Origin of the sequence: Streptomyces sp. NPDC091416 (assembly GCF_044756845.1) — a bacterium.
Lineage (GTDB): Bacteria > Actinomycetota > Actinomycetes > Streptomycetales > Streptomycetaceae > Streptomyces.
The window spans coordinates 723158-743966 of sequence record NZ_JBIVTU010000001.1 but is presented as its reverse complement, the minus strand read 5'-3'; the positions used below and the strand labels follow the sequence as shown (position 1 = coordinate 743966).

General features: G+C 71.0%; 18 protein-coding genes. 12 read left to right on the top strand and 6 right to left on the bottom strand.

Features of this window, described 5'->3' with window-relative positions:
- Nucleotides 1-9 precede the first annotated feature (9 nt).
- Both ACIQMX_RS03175 and ACIQMX_RS03170 read left to right on the top strand, forming a co-directional pair.
- The gene (locus tag ACIQMX_RS03175) at nucleotides 10-945 is read left to right on the top strand and encodes an N-acetylneuraminate synthase family protein (RefSeq protein WP_148020346.1); all 936 of its coding nucleotides are present in this window, start codon (nucleotides 10-12) and stop codon (nucleotides 943-945) included.
- 11 nt (nucleotides 946-956) lie between these two features.
- Nucleotides 957-2015 (top strand): hypothetical protein, encoded by a 1059-nt coding sequence (locus ACIQMX_RS03170; protein ID WP_402474587.1) that lies wholly within the window; start codon nucleotides 957-959, stop codon nucleotides 2013-2015.
- A gap of 25 nt (nucleotides 2016-2040) precedes the next feature.
- Here ACIQMX_RS03170 and ACIQMX_RS03165 read toward each other — a convergent pair whose 3' ends face one another.
- Nucleotides 2041-2196, bottom strand: a complete 156-nt coding sequence (locus ACIQMX_RS03165) for a hypothetical protein (RefSeq protein WP_402474586.1) — start codon at nucleotides 2194-2196, stop codon at nucleotides 2041-2043.
- Nucleotides 2197-2460: 264 nt separating this feature from the next.
- On the opposite strand from ACIQMX_RS03165, the gene ACIQMX_RS03160 reads away from it, so the two are divergent.
- The 9 genes from ACIQMX_RS03160 to ACIQMX_RS03120 all read left to right on the top strand — a co-directional run bounded on the left by ACIQMX_RS03160 (nucleotide 2461) and on the right by ACIQMX_RS03120 (nucleotide 11737).
- Nucleotides 2461-3699 carry an amidohydrolase gene (locus ACIQMX_RS03160; RefSeq protein WP_363072727.1) on the top strand — a complete coding sequence of 413 codons (1239 nt, stop codon included), beginning with the start codon at nucleotides 2461-2463 and terminating at the stop codon, nucleotides 3697-3699.
- Between the two features lie 138 nt (nucleotides 3700-3837).
- Nucleotides 3838-4890, top strand: coding sequence for a BMP family ABC transporter substrate-binding protein (locus ACIQMX_RS03155; protein WP_363072725.1), 1053 nt, complete (start codon nucleotides 3838-3840; stop codon nucleotides 4888-4890).
- Between the two features lie 308 nt (nucleotides 4891-5198).
- Complete coding sequence (locus ACIQMX_RS03150; RefSeq protein WP_363072854.1) at nucleotides 5199-6782, top strand: ABC transporter ATP-binding protein; 1584 nt, start codon at nucleotides 5199-5201, stop codon at nucleotides 6780-6782.
- A complete protein-coding gene (locus ACIQMX_RS03145; RefSeq protein ID WP_363072723.1) occupies nucleotides 6782-7900 on the top strand; it encodes an ABC transporter permease in 1119 nt (372 codons plus the stop codon). The genes ACIQMX_RS03150 and ACIQMX_RS03145 overlap by 1 nt, the downstream gene beginning before the upstream one ends.
- A complete protein-coding gene (locus ACIQMX_RS03140) occupies nucleotides 7897-9159 on the top strand; it encodes an ABC transporter permease (protein WP_363072721.1) in 1263 nt (420 codons plus the stop codon). Before ACIQMX_RS03145 ends, ACIQMX_RS03140 begins: the two co-directional genes overlap by 4 nt.
- An 11-nt stretch (nucleotides 9160-9170) precedes the next feature.
- Nucleotides 9171-9560, top strand: coding sequence for a cytidine deaminase (locus ACIQMX_RS03135; protein WP_363072852.1), 390 nt, complete (start codon nucleotides 9171-9173; stop codon nucleotides 9558-9560).
- 142 nt (nucleotides 9561-9702) lie between these two features.
- Nucleotides 9703-10980, top strand: coding sequence for a thymidine phosphorylase (locus tag ACIQMX_RS03130; RefSeq protein WP_363072719.1), 1278 nt, complete (start codon nucleotides 9703-9705; stop codon nucleotides 10978-10980).
- Nucleotides 10981-11157: 177 nt separating this feature from the next.
- On the top strand, nucleotides 11158-11385 hold the full coding sequence (locus ACIQMX_RS03125; protein WP_402474584.1) for a hypothetical protein: 228 nt from the start codon (nucleotides 11158-11160) through the stop codon (nucleotides 11383-11385).
- Between the two features lie 52 nt (nucleotides 11386-11437).
- Nucleotides 11438-11737: an STAS domain-containing protein gene (locus tag ACIQMX_RS03120; protein WP_402474582.1), complete on the top strand. Its 300-nt coding sequence runs from the start codon at nucleotides 11438-11440 to the stop codon at nucleotides 11735-11737.
- Between the two features lie 87 nt (nucleotides 11738-11824).
- On the opposite strand, the gene ACIQMX_RS03115 is transcribed toward ACIQMX_RS03120, so the two are convergent.
- Nucleotides 11825-16111 carry a carboxypeptidase regulatory-like domain-containing protein gene (locus ACIQMX_RS03115; protein WP_402474580.1) on the bottom strand — a complete coding sequence of 1429 codons (4287 nt, stop codon included), beginning with the start codon at nucleotides 16109-16111 and terminating at the stop codon, nucleotides 11825-11827.
- Between the two features lie 117 nt (nucleotides 16112-16228).
- Here ACIQMX_RS03115 and ACIQMX_RS03110 point away from each other — a divergent pair, with 117 nt between their 5' ends.
- Complete coding sequence (locus ACIQMX_RS03110; RefSeq protein WP_402474578.1) at nucleotides 16229-17176, top strand: helix-turn-helix domain-containing protein; 948 nt, start codon at nucleotides 16229-16231, stop codon at nucleotides 17174-17176.
- A gap of 77 nt (nucleotides 17177-17253) precedes the next feature.
- Here ACIQMX_RS03110 and ACIQMX_RS03105 read toward each other — a convergent pair whose 3' ends face one another.
- From ACIQMX_RS03105 to ACIQMX_RS03090, 4 genes are all read right to left on the bottom strand, one after another.
- Nucleotides 17254-17559, bottom strand: coding sequence for a hypothetical protein (locus ACIQMX_RS03105; protein WP_402474576.1), 306 nt, complete (start codon nucleotides 17557-17559; stop codon nucleotides 17254-17256).
- The gene (locus ACIQMX_RS03100; RefSeq protein WP_402474574.1) at nucleotides 17556-18554 is read right to left on the bottom strand and encodes a sigma-70 family RNA polymerase sigma factor; all 999 of its coding nucleotides are present in this window, start codon (nucleotides 18552-18554) and stop codon (nucleotides 17556-17558) included. Before ACIQMX_RS03100 ends, ACIQMX_RS03105 begins: the two co-directional genes overlap by 4 nt.
- A gap of 99 nt (nucleotides 18555-18653) precedes the next feature.
- The gene (locus ACIQMX_RS03095; RefSeq protein ID WP_402474572.1) at nucleotides 18654-19370 is read right to left on the bottom strand and encodes a L,D-transpeptidase family protein; all 717 of its coding nucleotides are present in this window, start codon (nucleotides 19368-19370) and stop codon (nucleotides 18654-18656) included.
- 94 nt (nucleotides 19371-19464) lie between these two features.
- The gene (locus tag ACIQMX_RS03090) at nucleotides 19465-20772 is read right to left on the bottom strand and encodes an MFS transporter (RefSeq protein ID WP_402474571.1); all 1308 of its coding nucleotides are present in this window, start codon (nucleotides 20770-20772) and stop codon (nucleotides 19465-19467) included.
- Between the last annotated feature and the right edge of the window lie 37 nt (nucleotides 20773-20809).

Here is a 20809-nt window from a genome sequence, read left to right as displayed (position 1 = left end):
AAACGCACCATGAGCACCTCCCGACTGCGCACCCTCGGCAACCGCACCGCGGGCCCCGGCCACCCCGTCTACGTCACCGGTGAGATCGGCATCAACCACAACGGCGACCTCGACAACGCCCTCAAGCTGATCGACGTGGCCGCCGAAGCCGGCTGCGACGCCGTCAAGTTCCAGAAGCGCACCCCGGAGATCTGCACCCCGCGCGACCAGTGGGACATCGAGCGCGACACCCCCTGGGGCCGCATGACGTACATCGACTACCGCCACCGCGTCGAGTTCGGCGAGACCGAGTACCGGGCCATCTCCGAGCACTGCGCCGAGCGCGGCATCGACTGGTTCGCCTCCCCGTGGGACACCGAGGCCGTCGCCTTCCTGGAGAAGTTCGACGTCCCCGCCCACAAGGTCGCCTCCGCCTCCCTCACCGACGACGAGCTGCTGCGCTCCCTGCGCGCCACCGGCCGCACGGTGATCCTCTCCACCGGCATGTCGACCCCCCGCCAGATCCGCCACGCGGTCGAGGTCCTCGGCTCGGACAACATCCTGCTCTGCCACGCCACGTCGACGTACCCGGCCAAGGCCGAGGAGCTGAACCTCCGCGTCATCAACACCCTCCAGCAGGAGTACCCCAACGTCCCGATCGGCTACAGCGGCCACGAGACGGGCCTCCAGACGACCCTCGCCGCCGTCGCGCTCGGCGCCGCGTTCGTCGAGCGCCACATCACCCTCGACCGCGCCATGTGGGGCTCCGACCAGGCCGCCTCCGTCGAGCCGCAGGGCCTGACCCGCCTGGTCCGCGACATCCGCACCATCGAGGCGTCCCTCGGCGACGGCGTCAAGAAGGTGTACGAGTCGGAGCTCGGCCCGATGAAGAAGCTCCGCCGGGTCCCGGGCGTCGTGGCGGAGAGCGGCGAGACGGCCCAGGCCGCCGAGCCGGTCGCGGTCTGACGGGCAGACCGGTGAACCTCGCCTTCGTCGAGAGCCCGGTCCAGCTCCTGAACGTCCTGGAGTGGGCCTACACAGAGGGAGGCGGCGGCCGTGTCGTCCGGGACGTCACCGTCGTCGTCCTCCCTCCGGTCGACCCGATGTCGCGCGGCCAGCTGCGCCGGATGGCGGAGCTGGCCCGCGACGAGGGCATCACCGTGCGCTGGCAGGAGGCGCGCGGCGACTCGGGGACGCCCCTGAAGTCGCTGCGCGCCCTGACCCGGCTCGTCCACAGCGCCGACCACATCGTCATCGGGGACCCGTTCTCCCGCTACGTCCAGCTCCTGCTCTCCCTGGTCCGCCCCCGCCGGCTCACCGTGGTCGACGACGGCACCGCCACCATGGAGTTCGTCGCCCTGCTGACCCGCGGCGAGCGCCTGGTGCGCTGGCACCGCCGCGGCGGCTCCGGCCCCCGCGACCTGGCCCTGGCCCCGGTCTCGGCGACCGCCCGCCGCCGCTTCACCCCGTCCGCCGCGCGCGAGGTCGAGCTCTTCACCGCGATGCCGGTGATCCCGCCGCCCGGCATCACCCTCATCCCCAACACCTTCTCCTGGACCCGCTCCCGCTTCGGCCCGCCGCTGCTCACCAAGGGCGCGGACCTGGTCGGCACCTCCCTGGTCGAGACGGGCGTGGTGGACCGCGCCCCGTACCTGGAGGCGGTCGCGGCCCTGGCCCGTACGCACGGCGCCACCCGCTACTTCGCCCACCGCCGCGAGTCCACCGAGAAGCTCCACGCCCTGGAGGCGGCCACCGGCCTGGAGATCGTCCGCCCCGACCTCCCGCTGGAACTCATCGCCCGCCGCGGCCCGATCGGCCGCACGGTCCTGAGCTTTCCCTCCACGGTGGTCCACACCCTGCCGCTGGCCCTGGTCGGCACCGACGTGAAGGTCGCGGTCTGCGACATCGCCCCGGAATGGCTCCGCGAGACGGCGTCCCCGAGGGCGCAGGGCTTCCTGGCCGGGGTCACGGAGACGGCCCGGGACGTCCAGCGGCTGGCGCCGTGGCGGGTCACGGCGGTGACGACGGAGGCGTGAAGCCGGCCGGGCGGGCCCGCCACGGTCAGACGGACATGACCTGCACGTCGTAGGAGGGAATCCACTTGTCCCGGGTCAGGATGGTGCGGATCACGGCCTCTTCACCGGTGGCCGCCTGCTTCAGGACGCGCGAGAGGTGGGTCTCGGCCTCGGAGACGCTGTACTGACGAGCTGCTTCCACGGCTGCCTCACAGGGAGCGGGTGCGGGGGTGGACCGACCACTGGATCACGTGTGCGCCGCGGCTCGCTGCCCCGCCGGCTCGCCGGTGCCGCAGTTCCTGGGCGCCGCGTCAGTTGACCGGCGCCCGTACGCGACGAGGCGGCGGGGAGTCTACCCACCCCGCTCTTACCCCACACGCCGCAACGCAGTCATTTATTCGTCTATGTGGCTGAACTTTTCTTGTTTCATGGTCAGTTGGAGGGGGAAGGGCCTTACCCTTCACCAGTGAACCACTCGACGCCCCGCGACCCCGAAGCCCGGCCACTCACGGAGGAGGCCCTGCCCGGCACGCTGCCCGAAGGGCTGCGCGCCGAGCTCATCGCCTTCCGCCGTGATCTGCACATGCACCCCGAGCTCGGCAACCAGGAGTTCCGCACCACCGCGGCCATCAAGGCCCGGCTGGAGCGGGCCGGTCTCCAGCCGCGGGTGCTCGCCTCCGGTACGGGCCTCATGTGCGACGTCGGTACGCGGGACGCGGCGACGCGGCCCATGCTGGCGCTGCGGGCCGACATCGACGCGCTGCCGATCCCGGACACCAAGGCGGGCGTCCCGTACCGCTCCACCGTGCCCGACCGGGCGCACGCCTGCGGGCATGACGTGCACACCACCACCGTCCTCGGCGCCGGCCTCGTGCTCGCCGAGCTCGACCGGCAGGGGCGGCTGCCCAACCCGGTGCGGCTGATCTTCCAGCCGGCCGAGGAGGTGCTGCCCGGCGGAGCGCCCGACGCGATCGAGTCGGGCGTGCTGGAGGGCGTCGGCCGGATCATCGGGGTGCACTGCGACCCGAAGGTCGACGCGGGCCGGATCGGGCTGCGGGTCGGGGCCATCACCTCCGCCTGCGACCGCCTGGAGCTGTCCCTGGACGGGCCCGGCGGCCACACCGCCCGCCCGCACCTGACCACGGATCTGGTCACCGCCGCCGCCAAGGTCGCCACCGAGGTGCCCGCGCTGCTGGCCCGCCGGGTCGACGCCCGGGCCGGGCTCGCCGTGACCTGGGGGCGGCTGGAGACCGGGCACGCGTGCAACGTGATCCCGCAACACGCCGAGATGTCCGGCACGGTTCGCTGCCTGGATCTGGCGGCCTGGCGCGACGCCCCGGACCTGGTGCACGCGGCCATCGACGAGGTGGCCGGAATGTACGGCGCCAAGACGGTGATCAACTACATCAGGGGCGTTCCGCCCGTGGTCAACGACGCCGCCGCGATCGAGCTGCTCGGCGGCGCGATGACCGCCCGCCGCGGTTCGTATGCGATCGAGGACACCGAACAGAGCCTGGGCGGAGAGGACTTCTCCTGGTACCTGGAACACGTCCCCGGAGCGATGGCGCGCCTCGGAGTGCGTACGCCCGGCGACACGCGCGGGCTCGACCTGCACCGGGGCAACTTCGACGCGGACGAGGAGGCGATCACCGTCGGGGTGGAGCTCTTCACCGCCTCCGCTCTGCTCCACGGCAACCATCCGTAACCGGACAGGTCGTCCCTGGTTCACGACGATCCGATAACGGCTGCCGTACAGGTCATTATCTGACATCTACGCGCGTTACGATCGCGGCGAAACCAGCGCCGGAAGAGGCGCTTCGGTCAGGTTTGAAGGAGCCTTCCCTTGCGCCGGATCACTAGGATTGCCGCTGTGGGCGTCATGTCCGCGGCACTCGCGCTCAGCGTGACAGCGTGTGGCGACTCGTCCTCCTCGTCGAGCAGCAGCTCGGACTCGAAGGACAAGAAGACCGCCCTCGCGTACGACATCGGCGGCCGCGGCGACCAGTCGTTCAACGACGCCGCGTACGCGGGTCTGGCCAAGGCCGAGAAGGAGCTCGGGGTCAAGGGCACCGAGGCCGAGCCGTCCGACGGCGAGTCGGACGCGGACAAGGTCCAGCGCCTGACCTCGCTGGCCCGCGCCGGGAACAACCCGGTCATCGGTGTCGGCTTCGCCTACGCGCCCGCCATCAAGAAGGTCGCCCCAAAGTTCCCGAAGATCACCTTCGGCATCATCGACGACGCCTCGGTGACCGGCCCCAACATCGCCAACATCGTCTTCAACGAGGAGCAGGGCTCCTACCTCGCGGGTGTCGCCGCCGCCAAGGTCACCAAGACCAAGACGGTCGGCTTCATCGGCGGTGTCGAGACCCCGCTGATCAAGAAGTTCGAGGCCGGCTTCACGCAGGGCGTCAAGGACACCAACTCCGCGGTCAAGGTGATCCCCCAGTACCTGACCCAGCCGCCGAACTTCGACGGCTTCTCCAAGCCCGACCTCGGCAAGGCCGCCGCCCAGGGCCAGCTCGACAAGGGCGCCGACGTGATCTACTCGGCGGCCGGTCTGGCCGGTTCCGGTGCGATCGAGGCCGTCTCCAAGGCGGGCAAGTGGAACATCGGCGTCGACTCCGACCAGTACAACCAGAAGGGCCTCGCGGCCTACAAGGAGTCCATCCTGACCTCGGTCACGAAGGACGTCGAGGACTCGGTCTTCAACCTGATCAAGTCCGTCGTGGACGGCAAGCCGCAGACCGGTGAGATCCGCTACGGCCTCGACAAGGACGGCGTCGGCCTGGCCATGTCGAACCCGAAGTTCACCGCGATGACCGAGGTCATCGCCGCCGTGGACAAGGCCAAGCAGGAGATCATCGACGGCAAGATCACCGTCAAGACCACCCCGTAACGACCCCGGTCGTACGGCTGGATCCCCGTGGGCCCGGAGCGTGCAGCATCGCTGCTCCGGGCCCACGGGGTACTCCTCGAAGTGGTTCCGCCCGTTGCAGTGCACTCTCGGACAGGCCTCGGACCCCGGGTTCAGGCCCTGCCGCGCACATGCGTTTGACGATTCGGCAACGCTACGCGTGTAGACAGCCCTCAGGCGCGATAACTTCACCCCGCCCCCCAGGGGCTGTCCGACCATCCCGCGTGGGCGACCCGCCCACTGACCCACGCGGAACAGTCAGTCATCCTCTGTCCCTCCGCCTCCCGCTCCTGTCCGGCCAAGGAGAGTGCGTCATCAACGCGTCCAGCAGTCCCCCCGCCGTAGAACTGCACGGCATCACCAAGCGTTTCCCCGGCGTCGTCGCCAACCACGACATCGGCATCACCGTCCACAAGGGCACGGTCCACGCCCTCGTCGGCGAGAACGGTGCCGGCAAGTCCACCCTGATGAAGATCCTCTACGGCATGCAGAAGCCGGACGAGGGCACCATCGCCGTGGACGGCGAGCAGGTCTCGTTCAGCAACCCGGGCGACGCCATCGCGCGCGGCATCGGCATGGTGCACCAGCACTTCATGCTCGCCGACAACTTCACCGTCCTGGAGAACGTCGTCCTCGGCGGCGAGAAGCTGCACGGCATCGGAGCCGCCGCCCGCCAGAAGATCCAGGAGATCTCCGACGCGTACGGCCTGGGAGTCCGGCCCGACGCGCTCGTCGAGAACCTCGGGGTCGCCGACCGGCAGCGCGTGGAGATCCTCAAGGTCCTCTACCGCGGCGCCCGCATCCTCATCCTGGACGAGCCGACCGCGGTGCTCGTCCCGCAGGAGGTGGACGCGCTCTTCGCCAACCTCCGCGAGCTCAAGGCCGAGGGCCTCACCGTCATCTTCATCTCGCACAAGCTCGGCGAGGTCCTCTCGGTCGCCGACGAGATCACGGTGATCCGGCGCGGTACGACGGTGGGCACCGCCGACCCGGCCCACACCACGACCAAGCAGCTCGCCGAGCTGATGGTCGGCAGCGAACTGCCGTCGCCCGAGACCCGCGAGTCCACGGTGACGGACGAGCCGATGCTCCGCGTCGAGGGCCTCTCCCTCAGCATGACGGACCCGGACGGAGTCGTCCGTGACGTCCTGTCCGACGTCGGCTTCACCATCCACAGGGGCGAGATCCTCGGCATCGCGGGCGTCGAGGGCAACGGGCAGACCGAGCTGATCGACGCACTCATCGGGATGAAGTCCGCGGACAGCGGAGTGATCACCCTGGGCGACCAGGACATCTCCCGCGTGCCCACCCGCAAGCGGCGCGAGAGCGGTATCGGCTACATCCCCGAGGACCGGCACCGGCACGGAGTCCTGCTGGACGCCCCGCTCTGGGAGAACCGCATCCTCGGCCACGTCACCGAGAAGCCCAACAGCCGCGGCTTCCTGCTCGACCCCAAGGCGGCCCGCCACGACACCGTGCGGATCGTGCGCGAGTACGACGTCCGCACCCCCGGCATCGAGGTCACGGCCGCCTCGCTCTCCGGCGGCAACCAGCAGAAGCTGATCGTCGGCCGCGAGATGAGCCACTCCCCGAAGCTCCTGATCGCCGCCCACCCCACCCGCGGCGTGGACGTCGGCGCCCAGGCGCAGATCTGGGACCAGATCCGCGAGGCCCGCCGTGAAGGACTCGCCGTCCTGCTCATCTCGGCGGACCTGGACGAGCTCATCGGGCTCTCCGACACCCTGCGCGTCATGTACCGCGGACAGCTCGTCGCGGACGCCGACCCCGCCACCATCACCCCCGAGGAACTGGGCTCGGCCATGACCGGTGCCGCCGCAGGTCACCTCGACGCAGCACCGGAGGACGAGGCCTGATGAAGAAACTCGACAAGGACCGGCTGATCCTCGGCTTCGCCGGACCGGCACTCGCCCTGGTCGTCGCCTTCGTGCTCAGCACCCTGGTGCTGCTCGTGTCGAACCGCGACCCCTTCGAGCTGTACCGGCTGCTGTTCGAGCAGGCGTCGTACTCCGACGTCCAGGTACTGATCATCAACCAGGCCGGCACGTACTACCTCGCCGCTCTCGCGGTCGCGGTCGGCTTCCGGATGAACCTCTTCAACATCGGCGTCGACGGCCAGTACCGCCTCGCGGCGATGATGGCCGCACTCGTCGGCGCGAGCGTCGACCTGCCCGGACCGTTCCAGATCGCCCTGATCGTCATCGTGGCGATGCTGGTGGGCGCGTTCTGGGCGGGCATCGCGGGCATCCTCAAGACGACCCGGGGAGTGAGCGAGGTCGTTTCGACGATCATGCTCAACTCCATCGCGACGTCGCTGATCGCCTGGCTGATCCTGCCGAAGAACTTCGGTGAGCAGGCGGCCGGGTCCAACAACCTCACGACGGGCGACATCGCCGAGTCCGGCTGGTTCCCGGGACTGTCGCTGGGCCCCGAGTCCGGCGAGATCTACGGCTTCACCTTCGTCGCCGCCGGCTGCGGCCTCGTGTACTGGTTCGTCCTCAACCGCACCCGCTTCGGCTTCGACCTGCGGGCCACCGGCGCCAGTGAGAGCGCCGCCCAGGCCTCCGGTGTGGACGCCAAGCGGATGATCCTCACGTCCATGCTGATCTCCGGCGCGGTCGCCGGTCTGGCGGGCATGCCGACGCTGCTCGGCGACACCCACACGTACAGCCTCGACTTCCCGGTCGGCATCGGCTTCACCGGCATCACGATCGCCCTGCTCGGCCGCAACCACCCCGTGGGCATCGCGCTCAGCGCCCTGCTGGTCGCGTTCCTGGACAAGGCGTCCTCCCCGCTCGACCAGTTCGGGTTCGAGAAGGAGATCGCCACGATCATGCAGGGCCTGATCGTGATCTCCGTCGTCATCAGCTACGAACTGGTCCGCCGGTACGGGACCCGCCGTCAGCAGCAGAAGGTCGGCGAAGAGCTCGCCGCCGGCCACGCCCTCACGACCGAGAAGGAGGCGGCCCTGTGAGCACCAGCAAAGTCTCCGCCGCACGCGTCGCCCCCAAGAAGGGCGGCGGCCGCAGGCTCTCCCTGCCCGTCGTCCTGCTGATCATCGCCGGCGCGCTCGCCCTCGTCTCGCTGGTCCGCCTCATCAGCGGCGCGAACGACATCACGTCCGTGGGCCAGGTCGCCGGCGCCCTCGAACTGGCCGTTCCCATCGGCCTGGCCGGCCTCGGCGGCCTGTGGGCCGAGCGGGCCGGCGTCGTCAACATCGGGCTCGAAGGCATGATGATCCTCGGCACCTGGTTCGGTGCCTGGGCCGGATTCCAGTGGGGCCCGTGGGTGGGCGTCCTGTTCGGCATCATCGGTGGCGCGCTCGGCGGTCTGCTGCACGCGGTCATGACGGTCACGTTCGGCGTGAACCACATCGTCTCCGGTGTGGCGATCAACATCCTCGCCGTCGGCGTCACCCGTTACCTCTCGAACTTCACCTTCGCCGACGAGCCGGGCGGCTCCTCCAAGCAGTCCCCGCGCGTGGACGAGATCGACAAGATCACCATCCCGGGACTCTCCGACTGGTTGCAGGACCTCCAGCAACACCACTGGTTCTTCGTCTCCGACCTCGCCGGCATCATCGGCGGCCTCGTGACCGGGCTGTCCCTGCTGACCGTCGTCGCCCTGCTGCTGATCCCCGTCACCTGGTGGGTGCTGTGGCGCACGGCGTTCGGCCTGCGGCTGCGCTCCTGCGGCGAGAGCCCGGTGGCCGCCGAGACCCTCGGCGTGAACGTCTACAAGTACAAGTACATCGCCGTCGTCATCTCCGGCGGACTGGCCGGTCTCGGCGGTGCCTTCCTCTCCATCGTCGCCACCAGCATCTACCAGGAGGGCCAGACCGGCGGGCGCGGATACATCGGTCTCGCCGCGATGATCTTCGGTAACTGGATGCCGGGCGGCATGGCCCTGGGTGCCGGACTCTTCGGCTTCACCGACAGCCTCAAGCTGCGCGGCGGTGCCGAGAACGTGCACGCGATGCTGCTGCTCCTGGCGATCCTGCTGGTGCTCGTCGCCTTCTGGCAGCTGTACCGGAAGAAGTACGTGTCCGTGGTGATCTCGGCCGCCTGCTCCGCGCTGCTGTTCACCTGGTACGCGCTGACGGACCAGGTTCCGAGCCAGTTCGTCGACGCGGCCCCCTACGTCACCACGCTCCTCGTGCTCGCGCTGTCGTCGCAGCGGCTGCGGATGCCCAAGGCGGACGGCGTGCCGTACCGCAAGGGCGAGGGCAAGTGACCACGGGCGTCATGACCGAGGCCGGCTGGGAAGCCCTGCGGACGGCCGCCCGGGACGCGATGTCCCGGGCGTACGCCCCGTACTCGGGCTACCCGGTCGGCGTCGCCGCCCGGGTCGACGACGGCCGCACGATCACCGGCTGCAACGTCGAGAACGCCTCGTACGGCATCGGGCTGTGCGCCGAGTGCGGACTGGTCTCCCAGCTGCACGCCACCGGCGGCGGCCGGCTGACCCACTTCACCTGCGTGGACGGCTCGGGCGAGATCCTGGTGCCGTGCGGCAGGTGCCGGCAGCTGCTGTACGAGTTCGGCGGACCGGAACTCGTCCTGGAGACCCCGGACGGCCTGCGCACGCTCGACGAGATGCTGCCGCAGGCGTTCGGACCGGCGCACCTCGGCTGAGCACCTTTCGCCTCCACCCGCCGGACGGGCCCGCACACCGCGGGCCCGTCCGGCGTCTCTCTCCCTCTCTATGCGCGTAGAGTCAACGGGACTCATGCGTGCTCATCGCGTACGTACGTACCGGCCGGAAGGACTCCAGACCATGGACGCCATCTCCGTCATCCGCACCAAGCGGGACCGAGGCGAGCTGACCCCCGAGCAGATCGACTGGGTCATCGACGCGTACACCCGCGGCGAGGTCGCCGACGAGCAGATGTCCGCACTGGCCATGGCGATCCTCCTGAACGGCATGAACCGCACGGAGATCGCCCGCTGGACCGCCGCCATGATCGCCTCCGGCGAGCGGATGAACTTCGACGCGCTCTCCCGCCCCACCACCGACAAGCACTCCACCGGCGGCGTCGGCGACAAGATCACCCTGCCCCTCGCCCCGCTGGTCGCCGCCTGCGGCGCCGCCGTACCGCAGCTCAGCGGCCGCGGCCTCGGCCACACCGGCGGCACGCTCGACAAGCTTGAGTCCATCCCCGGCTGGCGCGCCCACCTCTCGAACGCCGAGATGCTGGACGTCCTCGACACCACCGGCGCCGTGATCTGCGCGGCAGGCGACGGCCTGGCCCCCGCCGACAAGAAGCTGTACGCGCTCCGCGACGTCACCGGCACCGTCGAGGCCATCCCGCTCATCGCCAGCTCGATCATGTCCAAGAAGATCGCCGAAGGCACCGGCGCACTCGTCCTGGACGTCAAGGTCGGCTCCGGCGCCTTCATGAAGACCATCGAGGACGCCCGCGAACTGGCCTCCACCATGGTCGCGCTGGGCACCGACAGCGGCGTGCGCACGGTCGCCCTGCTCACCGACATGGCCACCCCTCTCGGCCTCACCGCGGGCAACGCCCTGGAGGTCCGCGAATCCGTGGACGTCCTGGCCGGCGGCGGCCCGAAGGACGTCGTCGACCTCACCCTGGCCCTCGCCCGCGAAATGCTGGACGCGGCCGGACTCAAGGACGCCGACCCGGAGAAGGCCCTCGCGGACGGCTCCGCGATGGACGTCTGGCGCCGGATGATCTCCGCCCAGGGCGGCGACCCGGACGCCGCGCTCCCGGTCGCCCGCGAACAGCACGTCGTCACGGCCACCGCCTCCGGCGTCCTGACCCGCCTGGACGCCTACGACATCGGCGTGGCCGCCTGGCGCCTCGGCGCGGGCCGCGCCCGCAAGGAGGACCCGGTCCAGGCCGGCGCCGGCATCGAACTGCACGCCAAGCCGGGCGACGAGGTCACGGTCGGCCAGCCACTGCTGACGCTGCACACGGACACCCCGGAGAAGTTCGAGTACGCACTCAAGGCCCTGCCCGACGCATACGACATCGCCCCGACGGGCACCCCGTTCGCCGCCACCCCGGTGGTGCGGGAACGTATCGCCTGACCTGCGGTTTCCTCGTACGGATGAACGGGACCGGCGGACTGCCGCCGGTCCCGTTCAGCGTGCTGGACTCGGTGACGCACCGAGAGGAGACCGCTGTGGGCGCAGCCACCGCCGCCACCCCGCCCGGGCCGTGACCAGGACCGGGACGACCTCGTCCGGATCCGGGAGGAGACGGACGTGCCCGAGGGCTGCAAGGTGGAGATCATTGAGCGGATCGTCACCGTGTCGCCGGCGCCGTCCAAGGACCAGAACCTCTGGCACTCCGGCCGCCCCGCCGCCACGCTGTACGGGGAACCCGGAGACGGGACGTACCGGGTGCTCGACACGGTCGAGTACGGCGGCAGGCTGGCACTCCCGGCGCCCTTCGGCCCGGACCTGGACACCGGGGCCTTCCCCGTGAGTTGAGAAGCGCGGCGTCACCGCGATGAGTTCTGGCCGCGGACACGGTCTCCTTGGCATGGATCCCTTGTCGCCGACGGCGCTCGTCGTCACAGGCCGCGTCACCCGGGCCGGTGTTCCGCGCCTCTGCGCCGAACTCGAAGCGATACTCGCCGCCTCCCGGGCCGCCGTGGTGGACTGCGACGTGGGCGGGATCGAGCGCTCGGACCTGGCCGCAGTGGAGGCGATCGCCCGTCTGTCGCTGGTCGCCCGCAGAGCGGACAGGCGGTTGCGGCTGCGCGGGGTGTCCCCGGAACTCCAGTCGCTGCTGGACCTGCTGGGGCTGGCCGATGTGGTGGGGCTGGCGGTGGGGGAGTGAGGCGGGTGTGGTGCCCGGACCGGGCGGACGGCCGTGCGGCCGGGCGGGGAGCCCGGGCGCACGGCCGTCCGGTGACGCGGCTGGGGGTCAGAGTCTGTCGAGGGTGAAGTCGACGGTGGTGGTCCGGCCCTTGTTGATGGTGACCACCCGGAACTGCGGCTTGAACCCGTCCTTGGCCACCTGCACCGCGAGCGAGTTGAGGCTCCTGTCGAGCCACAGCCCGTAGCGGCCGGCCGCGTCGGTCCTCAGGGTGTAGCTGACCGGGCCGCACCCCTTCTTCTGCGACCACCGTCCGCAGATCTGGACGACGGTCCCGCCCACCGGCGCGCCGCCGGAGTCGGTGACGGTCCCGGCGACCTTGCCCCAGGAGGCGGGCGGGGCCACGTGCATCGTCACGGCCACCCCGTCATTCGTGTACGGGGTGTCGGTGCCGACGTCGAGGACGGCGGCGAAGTCACCGGGCTGGGTGATGCCGGTGGTGTCGCCGGTGACGCGGACCGTGACCGTCCTGCCGGGCGCGAGGTCGAACTCGGAGGTGTCCTCGGTCAGCCACGCGACGTCCCCGCCGCACTGGTCGTAACCGGGCAGCGTCTCGCCGTACGCGACGGGCTTGAACCCGCCGGTCGTGCCGCCGGCCTTGTAGATCCCGCACGCCGCTCCGCCCCGGTAGACGGAGTTGTTCGAGTTCGGCAGCGCGGTCCACCGGTCGGCCGCGACGTCGTAGGAGAAGCCCTGGTTGGTCACGGACTTGCCGCCGTTGACGGCACCGCCCATGACCTGGAGCCCGCCGTTCGCGACCGCCGACGCGGCCCCCCACGCGTCGACCGGCAGCGCTGCCCGCTGGGTCCAGGTGTCGGTGCCCGGCACCCACGCGAAGGTCGCGGTCGTCGGCTTGTCGGCGTCGGCGTTCACGCCACCGGCGCAGACCACCTCGCCCCCGACTCCGCCGCAGGCGGTGAAGGCGACCGGGCTCGGGTACGCGGGCTCCGTGGCCCAGCTGTCCGCGGCCGGGTCGTAGCTGTAGACCGCCTTCGAGGTCGGCGTGCAGCCGCCGGTGGTGCAGCCGCCGACGACGTACAACTTGCCCTTGAGTACGGCGGTCCCGGCCACACTGAGCGCGGCCGGCATGTCCGCCACCCGGGCCCAGGTGTTGTCGGCCGGGTGGTAGGCGTAGGTGCGCCTGCTGGTGTCGCCGGAGGCGTTCCAGCCGCCCGCGACGTAGAGCGTGCTGCCGACGAAGCCGGCCGAGGTGCCGTTGAGCGGCTCCGGCAGGTCGGCGACCGAGGTCCAGGACCCGCCGGCGGAGTCGTGGACGCGGACGGAGGCGTAGGACGCCGAGCCGCTGCTGCCGCCGATGACGTAGAGCTTGCCGCCGTGCGAGACGACCGCGTTGTCCATCACCGGAGCGGGGAGGTCCGCCATCGGTGTCCACGGCGCCGCGGCCGGCTCCAGGGAGTCCGCGTCCTTCGTCTGCGCGGACTCCTTCGCCGCGGCTGCCGCGGGAGCGGCGTAGCTCGTGTCGGCCGGCAGCACCATGGCCGGGGCACCGGAGACGGTCCTGCCGTTCTCGGCCATCGGCGTGGTCCCGGCCTCGGACTCCTCCAGCTTCACGTGCACCGGCTCGGTGCCGTCGTTACCGAAGGTCACGGTCCTGGACGGCGACGTCGTGGATTTCGTCTGCCCGATCTGCCCGCTCAACTCGACCGAGGCGGCGTCCACCGTCAGATGTCCGGCGCCGAGGTCGAAGTCGTGCCGTGTCACGCCGTCGGCGGCGATGCCGAGGCCGGCCTTCTGCGGCGTGTAGCGGCCGTCCGTCGCGGTGAACCCGGCGTTCCCGGTCCGGGTCGTGAAGAGCGAGAAGTACCCGTCGGGGAGGTTCGGGTCGTCCGGCGTGGCCGTGGTGACACCGAACTCGGCGCCGTCGGCGTCGCTCGTGACGGTGGCTCCGGTGAGCGGGTCACCGGTGTTCCGGTCGCGTACGACGCCGGCGACCAGGCCGCCGGGGGTGGCCGCACAGGACCGGCCCCGGCCGATGATGACGTTGTCGAGCTCCCACCACGCGCCTGCGTACCCGGTGAAGTGGAACCGGACCTGCACCTGCGACTGTCCGGCGGCTTCCGGCAGCGGAAGGTCGACGTGACCGCGGACGCTGGTGATGCTCGTCTTCTTCCATACGTTGGTCCAGGTCAGACCGCCGTCGATGCTGTAGTCGATCATTCCGGTCTGGCCGCCGACGCCGTTGTAGTCGGTGTCGAAGCCGATGCTCGGACTGTCCACGCCGCCGAGGTCGATCAACGGCGACACCAGGCTGGTGTCCTGCCCGGCGCCGGTCTTGTAGTAGTCCGAGTCGACGATGGCGAAGTTGCCGCTGCCGCCGGTGTGGTTGTTGGCCTTCCCGGGATCGTTGAAGGCCCAGGTCTGGCCGTTGCTCTTGGCGTCGGTGACGGTCCAGCCGTGCTGCGGGGTCTTGTCCTTCCAGCCCTCGAAGTCGGTGCCGGTGCCGTCGTAGGCCCAGCCGTAGCCGGTGGCGTAGCACGTCTTCCTGTCGATGCCGAGCCCGATGTCGGCGGTGGCCGCGCCGCTGCCGTCGGTCAGATCGACCGGTACGTCGGCCGGCAGGTATCCGGCCAGGTCGGCCGCGGTGGCGTGCAGCGTGTAGTCCGACCCGGTGGGCAGCGACAGCGAGTAGCGGCCGGTGTAGGGGTCGGAGTAGACCACCTGGTCCGGGTGGCCGGCGAGCGTGATCCTGGCGCGCACGGGCCATCCGTGGCCGGACGCGTCGGTGACGGTGCCGGACACCGTCCGGGTGGCGATCCTGCTCATCGCGACGTCGTTGGTCACCTGCTCGTCGACGGTGACGTGGACTCCGGCCGCGGTCTTCGACCCGTAGCCGAACGTCGAGGCGGTCACCGAGTAGGCGCCCGCCGGTGCGTGCAGGTCGTAGTGGCCGTCCTTCCCGGTGGTCGCGGTGAAGACGGGGCCGTCCGTGCTGTCCGTGGCGGTGGCCCGGAGGGTGACACCGGACAGCGGGTCCCCGCTCTCGGCGTCGGTGACGGTCCCGACGATCTCACCGGTCTCGCCCTGTGTCAGTCCCGCGACGCCGTACGGCGTGCCGAGGCCGGTCGGCCCGTCCCAGCCGGGCCCCGCCTGGCAGAGCTCGGTGCCGCACGGGCCGTTGGCTCCGGCGGTGACGTCGGTGAACTGCGACGTGGCCGCGTAGGGGTACGACGCCGGGTAGGTGTCCGGCGTCGGCGTGCCGGCCAGGGCGTACATGCCCGCGATCAGCGGCGCGGCCAGTGAGGTCCCGCCGTACTGCGACCAGCCGGACTGGCCGACCGTGTTGTAGACGCCGATGCCGGTGGCCGGGTCGGCGTCGGCGGATATGTCCGCGGTCGCCTTGCGCGCTCCGCACGAGGTGGCGGTGGACTGCTGCCACTGCGGCGCCGGTTCGTAGAGCGAACAGCCCGAACCGCCGCCCGGGCCCCCGCGCACGGTGCCCCAGGCCGATTCGGTCCAGCCGCGGGCGGTGCTGCTGTCCCTGGTCAGGTTCGTGCCGCCGACGGCGGTCACGTTCGGGTTGGTCGCCGGCCAGGACTGGACGTTGCCGGTGTCGCCCGCGGAGACGGTGACGGCGATGCCCGGGTGGTCGTAGTAGCGGTCGAAGGCCGTCGCGCTCGACGTCTCGCCGTCGACGCCGTAGGAGTTCGAGATCGCGACCACGCCGGGCCTCCCGGCGGCGGTCGCGACCGCCGTACCGAGGTCGTCGAGGCCCGCCGAATCACCCTGTACGAGCAGGAGGTTGCACCTGGGGCACACGCTCGACACGGCGTCGAGGTCGAGCGCGGTCTCCACGCTCCAGCCGGCGTTGTCCGGCGGGTAGTCCGTGCCGCCGCGCTGATCGATCTTGGTGAAGCAGCCGTTCGCGGTGGTGCAGGCGGGCAGGCCGTAGTAGCTGCGGTAGACCGCCAGGTCGGCTTCGGCCGTGGAGTAGCCGTAGGCGTCCACGATCGCGACCGTCATGCCCTCGCCGCCGTCGGGCAGCTTGTAGGCCTGTTGCAGCGCTGCCGGGCTCGTCGCCGTGATCGGTGGCGCGGAGGCCTCCTGCAGCGTCCGGCCGGCCGTGTCGGCCAGGCCGACCGCGAAACAGCGCGCGACCGGCACCGGCGCACTCCGCTCCTCGGCGGTGAGCGAGGCGCAGTCCGCCGGCTCGTAGCGTGGATCGGCCACGGGCACCGGATCCGTCGACGACGATCCGCCCGGATCCGATGTGCGGGGCATCGCGGTGCTCGGAAGAGCGGCGGTGAGCGACAGCCCGGACACCACCAATCCGATCACCAGCAGTCCCGTCAGCCAACGCCAAGCCCGTCGTGCCACGCCCCACCACGCTCCTCAGAGAGTCTCGACGGCGAGACGGTTCCACGACCTGACGTGCCCATCAAGAGGATGTACGTTGCCGGTTGAGGACACCTGACCTGAAGAGGATGGGCCGGAATGTGGGAAGCGGTGGGCATCGGTGATCTCGATGCGCGGGTCTACGAAGCCCTGGTGAGGTGCCGTCACGCGGACGCTTCCACGCTCGCCGCGGAGTTGGCGTTGCCGCGGGGCCAGATCGTGCGGACTCTGGCCGCCCTGACCGCCCAGGGGCTGGCGACCCGGCTGCCGGGCCGCCCCGCACGGTTCGCCGCGGTGGCGCCCGACGCGGCCGCGGCCCCGCTGATCGCGGGCCGCGAGTACGAACTGCTGCAACTGCGCGAGCACGTGCAGGGCTTGTCCGAGATCCATCGCCGGGCGGCCGCCACCTGGCAGCACCCGGCCGACCTGGTCGAGGTCATCGAGGGCCGCGCGAACGTGCGCAAGAAGATCACCATGCTCCACCAGGAGGCACGGGAGCAGATCTGCCTCTTCGACCGGCCGCCGTACGTCGGCGAGGACAGCGAGTACGAGGCACAGGGCCTGGACGTCCGCAAGGTCGAGTTCCGGGTCGTCTACGACCGGTCCGCGATCGCGCTGCCGGGCCGCATCGAGGAGATCTGGAAGAGCGTCCGCCGCGGAGAGCGGGCCCGCGTCGGCGAGGTGCCGATGAAGATGCTGCTGTGCGACGGCCGCAAGGCCCTCATCCCGGCGGGCAGCGCCGACGCGTCCTACCTGATCCACGCATCGGCGTTACTGGACGCGATGTGCGCGCTCTTCGAGGCGGTCTGGAACCGGTCCATCCTGCTGGCCAACGTGGACGCGTCCACCGCCGGCCCGGCTCTCGACAGCGGGGACGAGGACCTGATGGGCATGTTGGCCGCCGGGCACACCGACGACAGCATCGCGCGCACCTTCGGCTGGAACGTCCGCACCGTGCGCCGCCACATCCACCGGCTGGGCGAGCAGGTGGGCGCCCGTACCCGCTTCCAGCTGGGCATGGAGGCCGCCCGCCGGAAGTGGATCTGACCGGGGCGCGGGCCGGACGGGGGCGGTCGCGGAGGCCCTCCGCGGCGGGGCAGGGCGCCGCGCCGGGCGCCGTCGCCTCAGCCGCCGGCGACCGCGTGGTCGCAGACCACCCGGCTGAGCCGGGCCTGCCCGTCGGGCCCCACGACCGAGGCCTTCCCCGGGAAGGCCGTGGCCGACGGATCCGGCGCCGGGGACCGCAACGCCCCCGCCGCCGCGCAGTCGGACTCCGGCTGCGGACCCGGCTCCGCGCCGGAGGCGGGCGGCACGACGCGGGCCGGGCCCGACGTCGCCGCCGGCTCACCGACCCACTGCGTGATCCCCCATCCCGCGACGGCCAGCACCACCCACCCGGCCACCAGCCCGTGCACCAGCCGGGGCCTCACGCGGCGTCGGCCTCCAGATGATCCGGCAGCCCGAACAGCGGGAACCAGCGCGGGGTGTCCAGGAAGCAGTGCATTCCCGTGATCGCCCCGTCCTGGATGTCGATGACCTGCACGGCCCACGGCACGAACCCGGGCCCGTCAGGGTTCGGCTTGTAGTGCGCGAACGCCGGGGTGCCGTTCGCCGACGTGGCGACCAGCCGGGAGCCCGCGCAGGACGCGCCGATCGACGTCATGAACCCCGCGATGTCGTCGTGCCCCTGCAGCCAGAGGTCGAACGGCGGCATGGTCATCACGGCGTCCTCGTGGAGGAGCGCGGTCAGGGCCTTCATGTCGTAGCCCTCGAACGCCGCCACATACCGCTCCAGGAGCTTGCGCTGCTCCTCGTCGAGCGGGTCCGCCGCGTCGGCGGTGGCGGCGTCGCCCTGGTGATCGGTCAGCGTGGCCCGCGCCCGCTGGAGGGCGCTGTTGACCGAGGCGACCGAGGTGTCGAGCAGCTCGGCGACCTCGGCCGCCTTCCACGCCAGCACCTCGCGCAGGATCAGTACGGCACGCTGCTTCGGCGGCAGGTGCTGGAGCGCGGCGACGAACGCGAGCCGTACCGACTCGCGCGCCACGGCGGCCTCCGCCGGGTCCGCGACCGACGGCAGGATCCGCCCGTCCGGCATCGGCTCCAGCCAGGTGTTCTCCGGCAGCGGATTGAGCGCGGCCTGCGCGAGCGGCGTCGGGCCGGACAGATCGACGGGCCTGGCCCGCTTGTTGCCCGCGTTGAGCATGTCCAGGCAGACGTTCGTCGCGATGCGGTAGAGCCAGGACCGCAGCGACGAACGTCCCTCGAACTTCTCGATGTTGCGCCACGCGCGCACCAGCGTGTCCTGGACCGCGTCCTCCGCCTCGAAGGCCGAGCCGAGCATCCGGTAGCAGTACCCGGTCAGCTCGACCCGGTGTCCCTCCAGACGACTGTCGATATCGGTCGTCGCCGCCGTCAGATCAGTCATCGCTCCCGCTCACCCCTGTTGCGCCGTGACACCGCTCACTTCAGCACTTCGGAAGCTACCGCAGCGCACTGACAACGGGGGCGGGAAGAGCAGAAGCGGTCACGTTCCGGGCTTGCGCCCGTACACGTACACGTCGTCGCCGTTCTTCAACAGGTTCCAGTATGACTTCGCGTCGGCGGTGCGCATGTTGACGCAACCGTGCGACCCCGGCGGGTTCCACATCTTCACGCCCACCGCGTGGAACGCCTGCCCGCCGTCGAAGAACTGCGAGTACGGCATCGCCACGTGGTAGAGCGACGAGACGTGGTTCTTGTGCTTCCAGTAGATCTTCTTCGCACCGGTCCGGGTCTCGTACCCGTCCCGTCCGGTGCGCACCGGCACCGGCCCGAACCGCAGCTTGCTGCCGTCCTGGATCCAGGTGATCTGCCGGGTCAGGTCCACGCACGCGATGCGCCCCTTGTTCGTGGGGCACTTCTTCGCCTTGTTCGGGGTCTTCCCGGCCGCCTTCTGGGCGGCGAGCGTCTGCATGGTGCGCCAGGTGACGGGCCCGGCGTATCCGATGGTGGGCGTGACCCCGTACTTGCTCTGGAACGAGCGGATCGCCTTGCAGTCGGCCGCCGACTGCTTGCCGTCCACCTTCAGGTGCAGGTACTTCTCGACCTGCTTCTGGTACGGCCCCCGGGACGTCGTGCACGACGCCGCCTGGGCCGTGCCCCCGGTGCCGAGCACGAACGCCGGAACCGCGGTCAGACCGGCGACGGCCAGCGCGAGCCCGCGCCGCGTCCGCGCGGCCCCTGCGTTCCGTATCTTCCCCATGACACCCATAACCGCCAACTCCCCTTCGCGCACAGTGCGGTGATTCCGCCTGCTAGACGCGCGTCGGGGAGTGGAAGGTTGTGCGCCGAATGTCTCAGTTCTGTACGGACACCATGGCTGACGCCCGCACCCGCTGGGCGCGGGCCGCCCGGGTCCCGTACAGCGTGATCGATACGACCCCGAGGACGGCGGCCAGTCCCAGCGCGACCGTGCCCGCCCAGCCCCCGGCGTGGAAGGCGACCGCGCCGAGCGTGCCGCCCGCGCTGGAGCCCAGGTAGTACGCCGACTGGTAGAGCGCCGACGCCTGGGCGCGGCCCGTGGTGGCGGTGCGGCTCACCGAGGACGAGGCGACCGCGTGCCCGGCGAAGAAGCCGGCCGTGATCAGGACCAGGCCCAGCAGCACGGCGGCCAGCTGGTCGGCCAGCGAGAGGAGCAGACCGGCGGCCGTGGTGGAGACGGCGAGGTACAGCGCGCCCCGGCGCCCCAGCCGGGCGACGAGCCTGCCCGCGGCCGCGGAGGACACCGTGCCGACCAGATAGACGAGGAAGATCGACCCGACCACACCCTGGGGGAGGTTGAACGGCGCCTCGACGAGCCGGTAGCCGATCACCGTGTAGACCGCGCCGAACACCGTCATGAACAGTGCGCCGATCGCGTACAGCCGGCGCAGCAGCGGATCGGCGAGATGCGCGCCGACCGTCCTGGCGAGGGCCTTCGGGTTCAGCGAACCGGGCGTGAAGTTCCGGGCCCTCGGGATCATGAAGTGGAAGACGACGGCGCACGCCACGGCCAGCAGCCCGACCGCGCCGAGCGCGGCCCGCCAGCCCCACGCCTGGGCTACCCAGCCGGTGAGGATCCGCCCGCTCATCCCGCCGATGCTGTTGCCGGCCACGAACAGTCCGATCGCGGCGACGAGCGCCTTCGGCCGGACCTCCTCCGCCAGGTACGCCATCGCGGAGGCGGGCAGACCGGCGAGCGCCGCGCCCTGGACCGCGCGCAGCGCGATCAGCCAGCCGAGCGAGGGCGCGAACGGTACGAACAGTCCCACGGTCACCGCGACCACCAGCGAGGCCGTCATCATCTGCCGCCGCCCGAACCGCTCGGACAGCGCGCTCATCGGCAGCACGCACAGCGCCAGCGCGCCCGTCGCGGCGGACACCGTCCAGCTCGCCTGCCCGGCCGTGGCGCCGAAGGACGCGGAGACGGCGGGCAGCAGGGCCTGGGTGGAGTAGAGGAGCGCGAAGGTCGCGACACCGGCGGCGAAGAGCGCGAAGCTCATCCGGCGATAGCCGGGTCGACCGGGTTCGAGCCGGTCGGACGTGCTGGGTGCGACGGGTGCGGGGGACGACTGGGGCGAGGCGGCCACGATGAGGGTGGACGCCCCGGTACTGGCAGGAGGCATGCCACGAACGTATGCCGCCGCCTTTCATGCGTCCAAT

Coding starts and splice junctions, on each gene's coding strand:
- ACIQMX_RS03120 (WP_402474582.1), top strand. CDS start 11,438: ATGGATCCCTTGTCGCCGACGGCGCTCGTCGTCACAGGCCGCGTCACC.
- ACIQMX_RS03110 (WP_402474578.1), top strand. CDS start 16,229: ATGTGGGAAGCGGTGGGCATCGGTGATCTCGATGCGCGGGTCTACGAA.
- ACIQMX_RS03130 (WP_363072719.1), top strand. CDS start 9,703: ATGGACGCCATCTCCGTCATCCGCACCAAGCGGGACCGAGGCGAGCTG.
- ACIQMX_RS03095 (WP_402474572.1), bottom strand. CDS start 19,370: ATGGGGAAGATACGGAACGCAGGGGCCGCGCGGACGCGGCGCGGGCTC.
- ACIQMX_RS03175 (WP_148020346.1), top strand. CDS start 10: ATGAGCACCTCCCGACTGCGCACCCTCGGCAACCGCACCGCGGGCCCC.
- ACIQMX_RS03135 (WP_363072852.1), top strand. CDS start 9,171: ATGACCGAGGCCGGCTGGGAAGCCCTGCGGACGGCCGCCCGGGACGCG.
- ACIQMX_RS03145 (WP_363072723.1), top strand. CDS start 6,782: ATGAAGAAACTCGACAAGGACCGGCTGATCCTCGGCTTCGCCGGACCG.
- ACIQMX_RS03090 (WP_402474571.1), bottom strand. CDS start 20,772: ATGCCTCCTGCCAGTACCGGGGCGTCCACCCTCATCGTGGCCGCCTCG.
- ACIQMX_RS03100 (WP_402474574.1), bottom strand. CDS start 18,554: ATGACTGATCTGACGGCGGCGACGACCGATATCGACAGTCGTCTGGAG.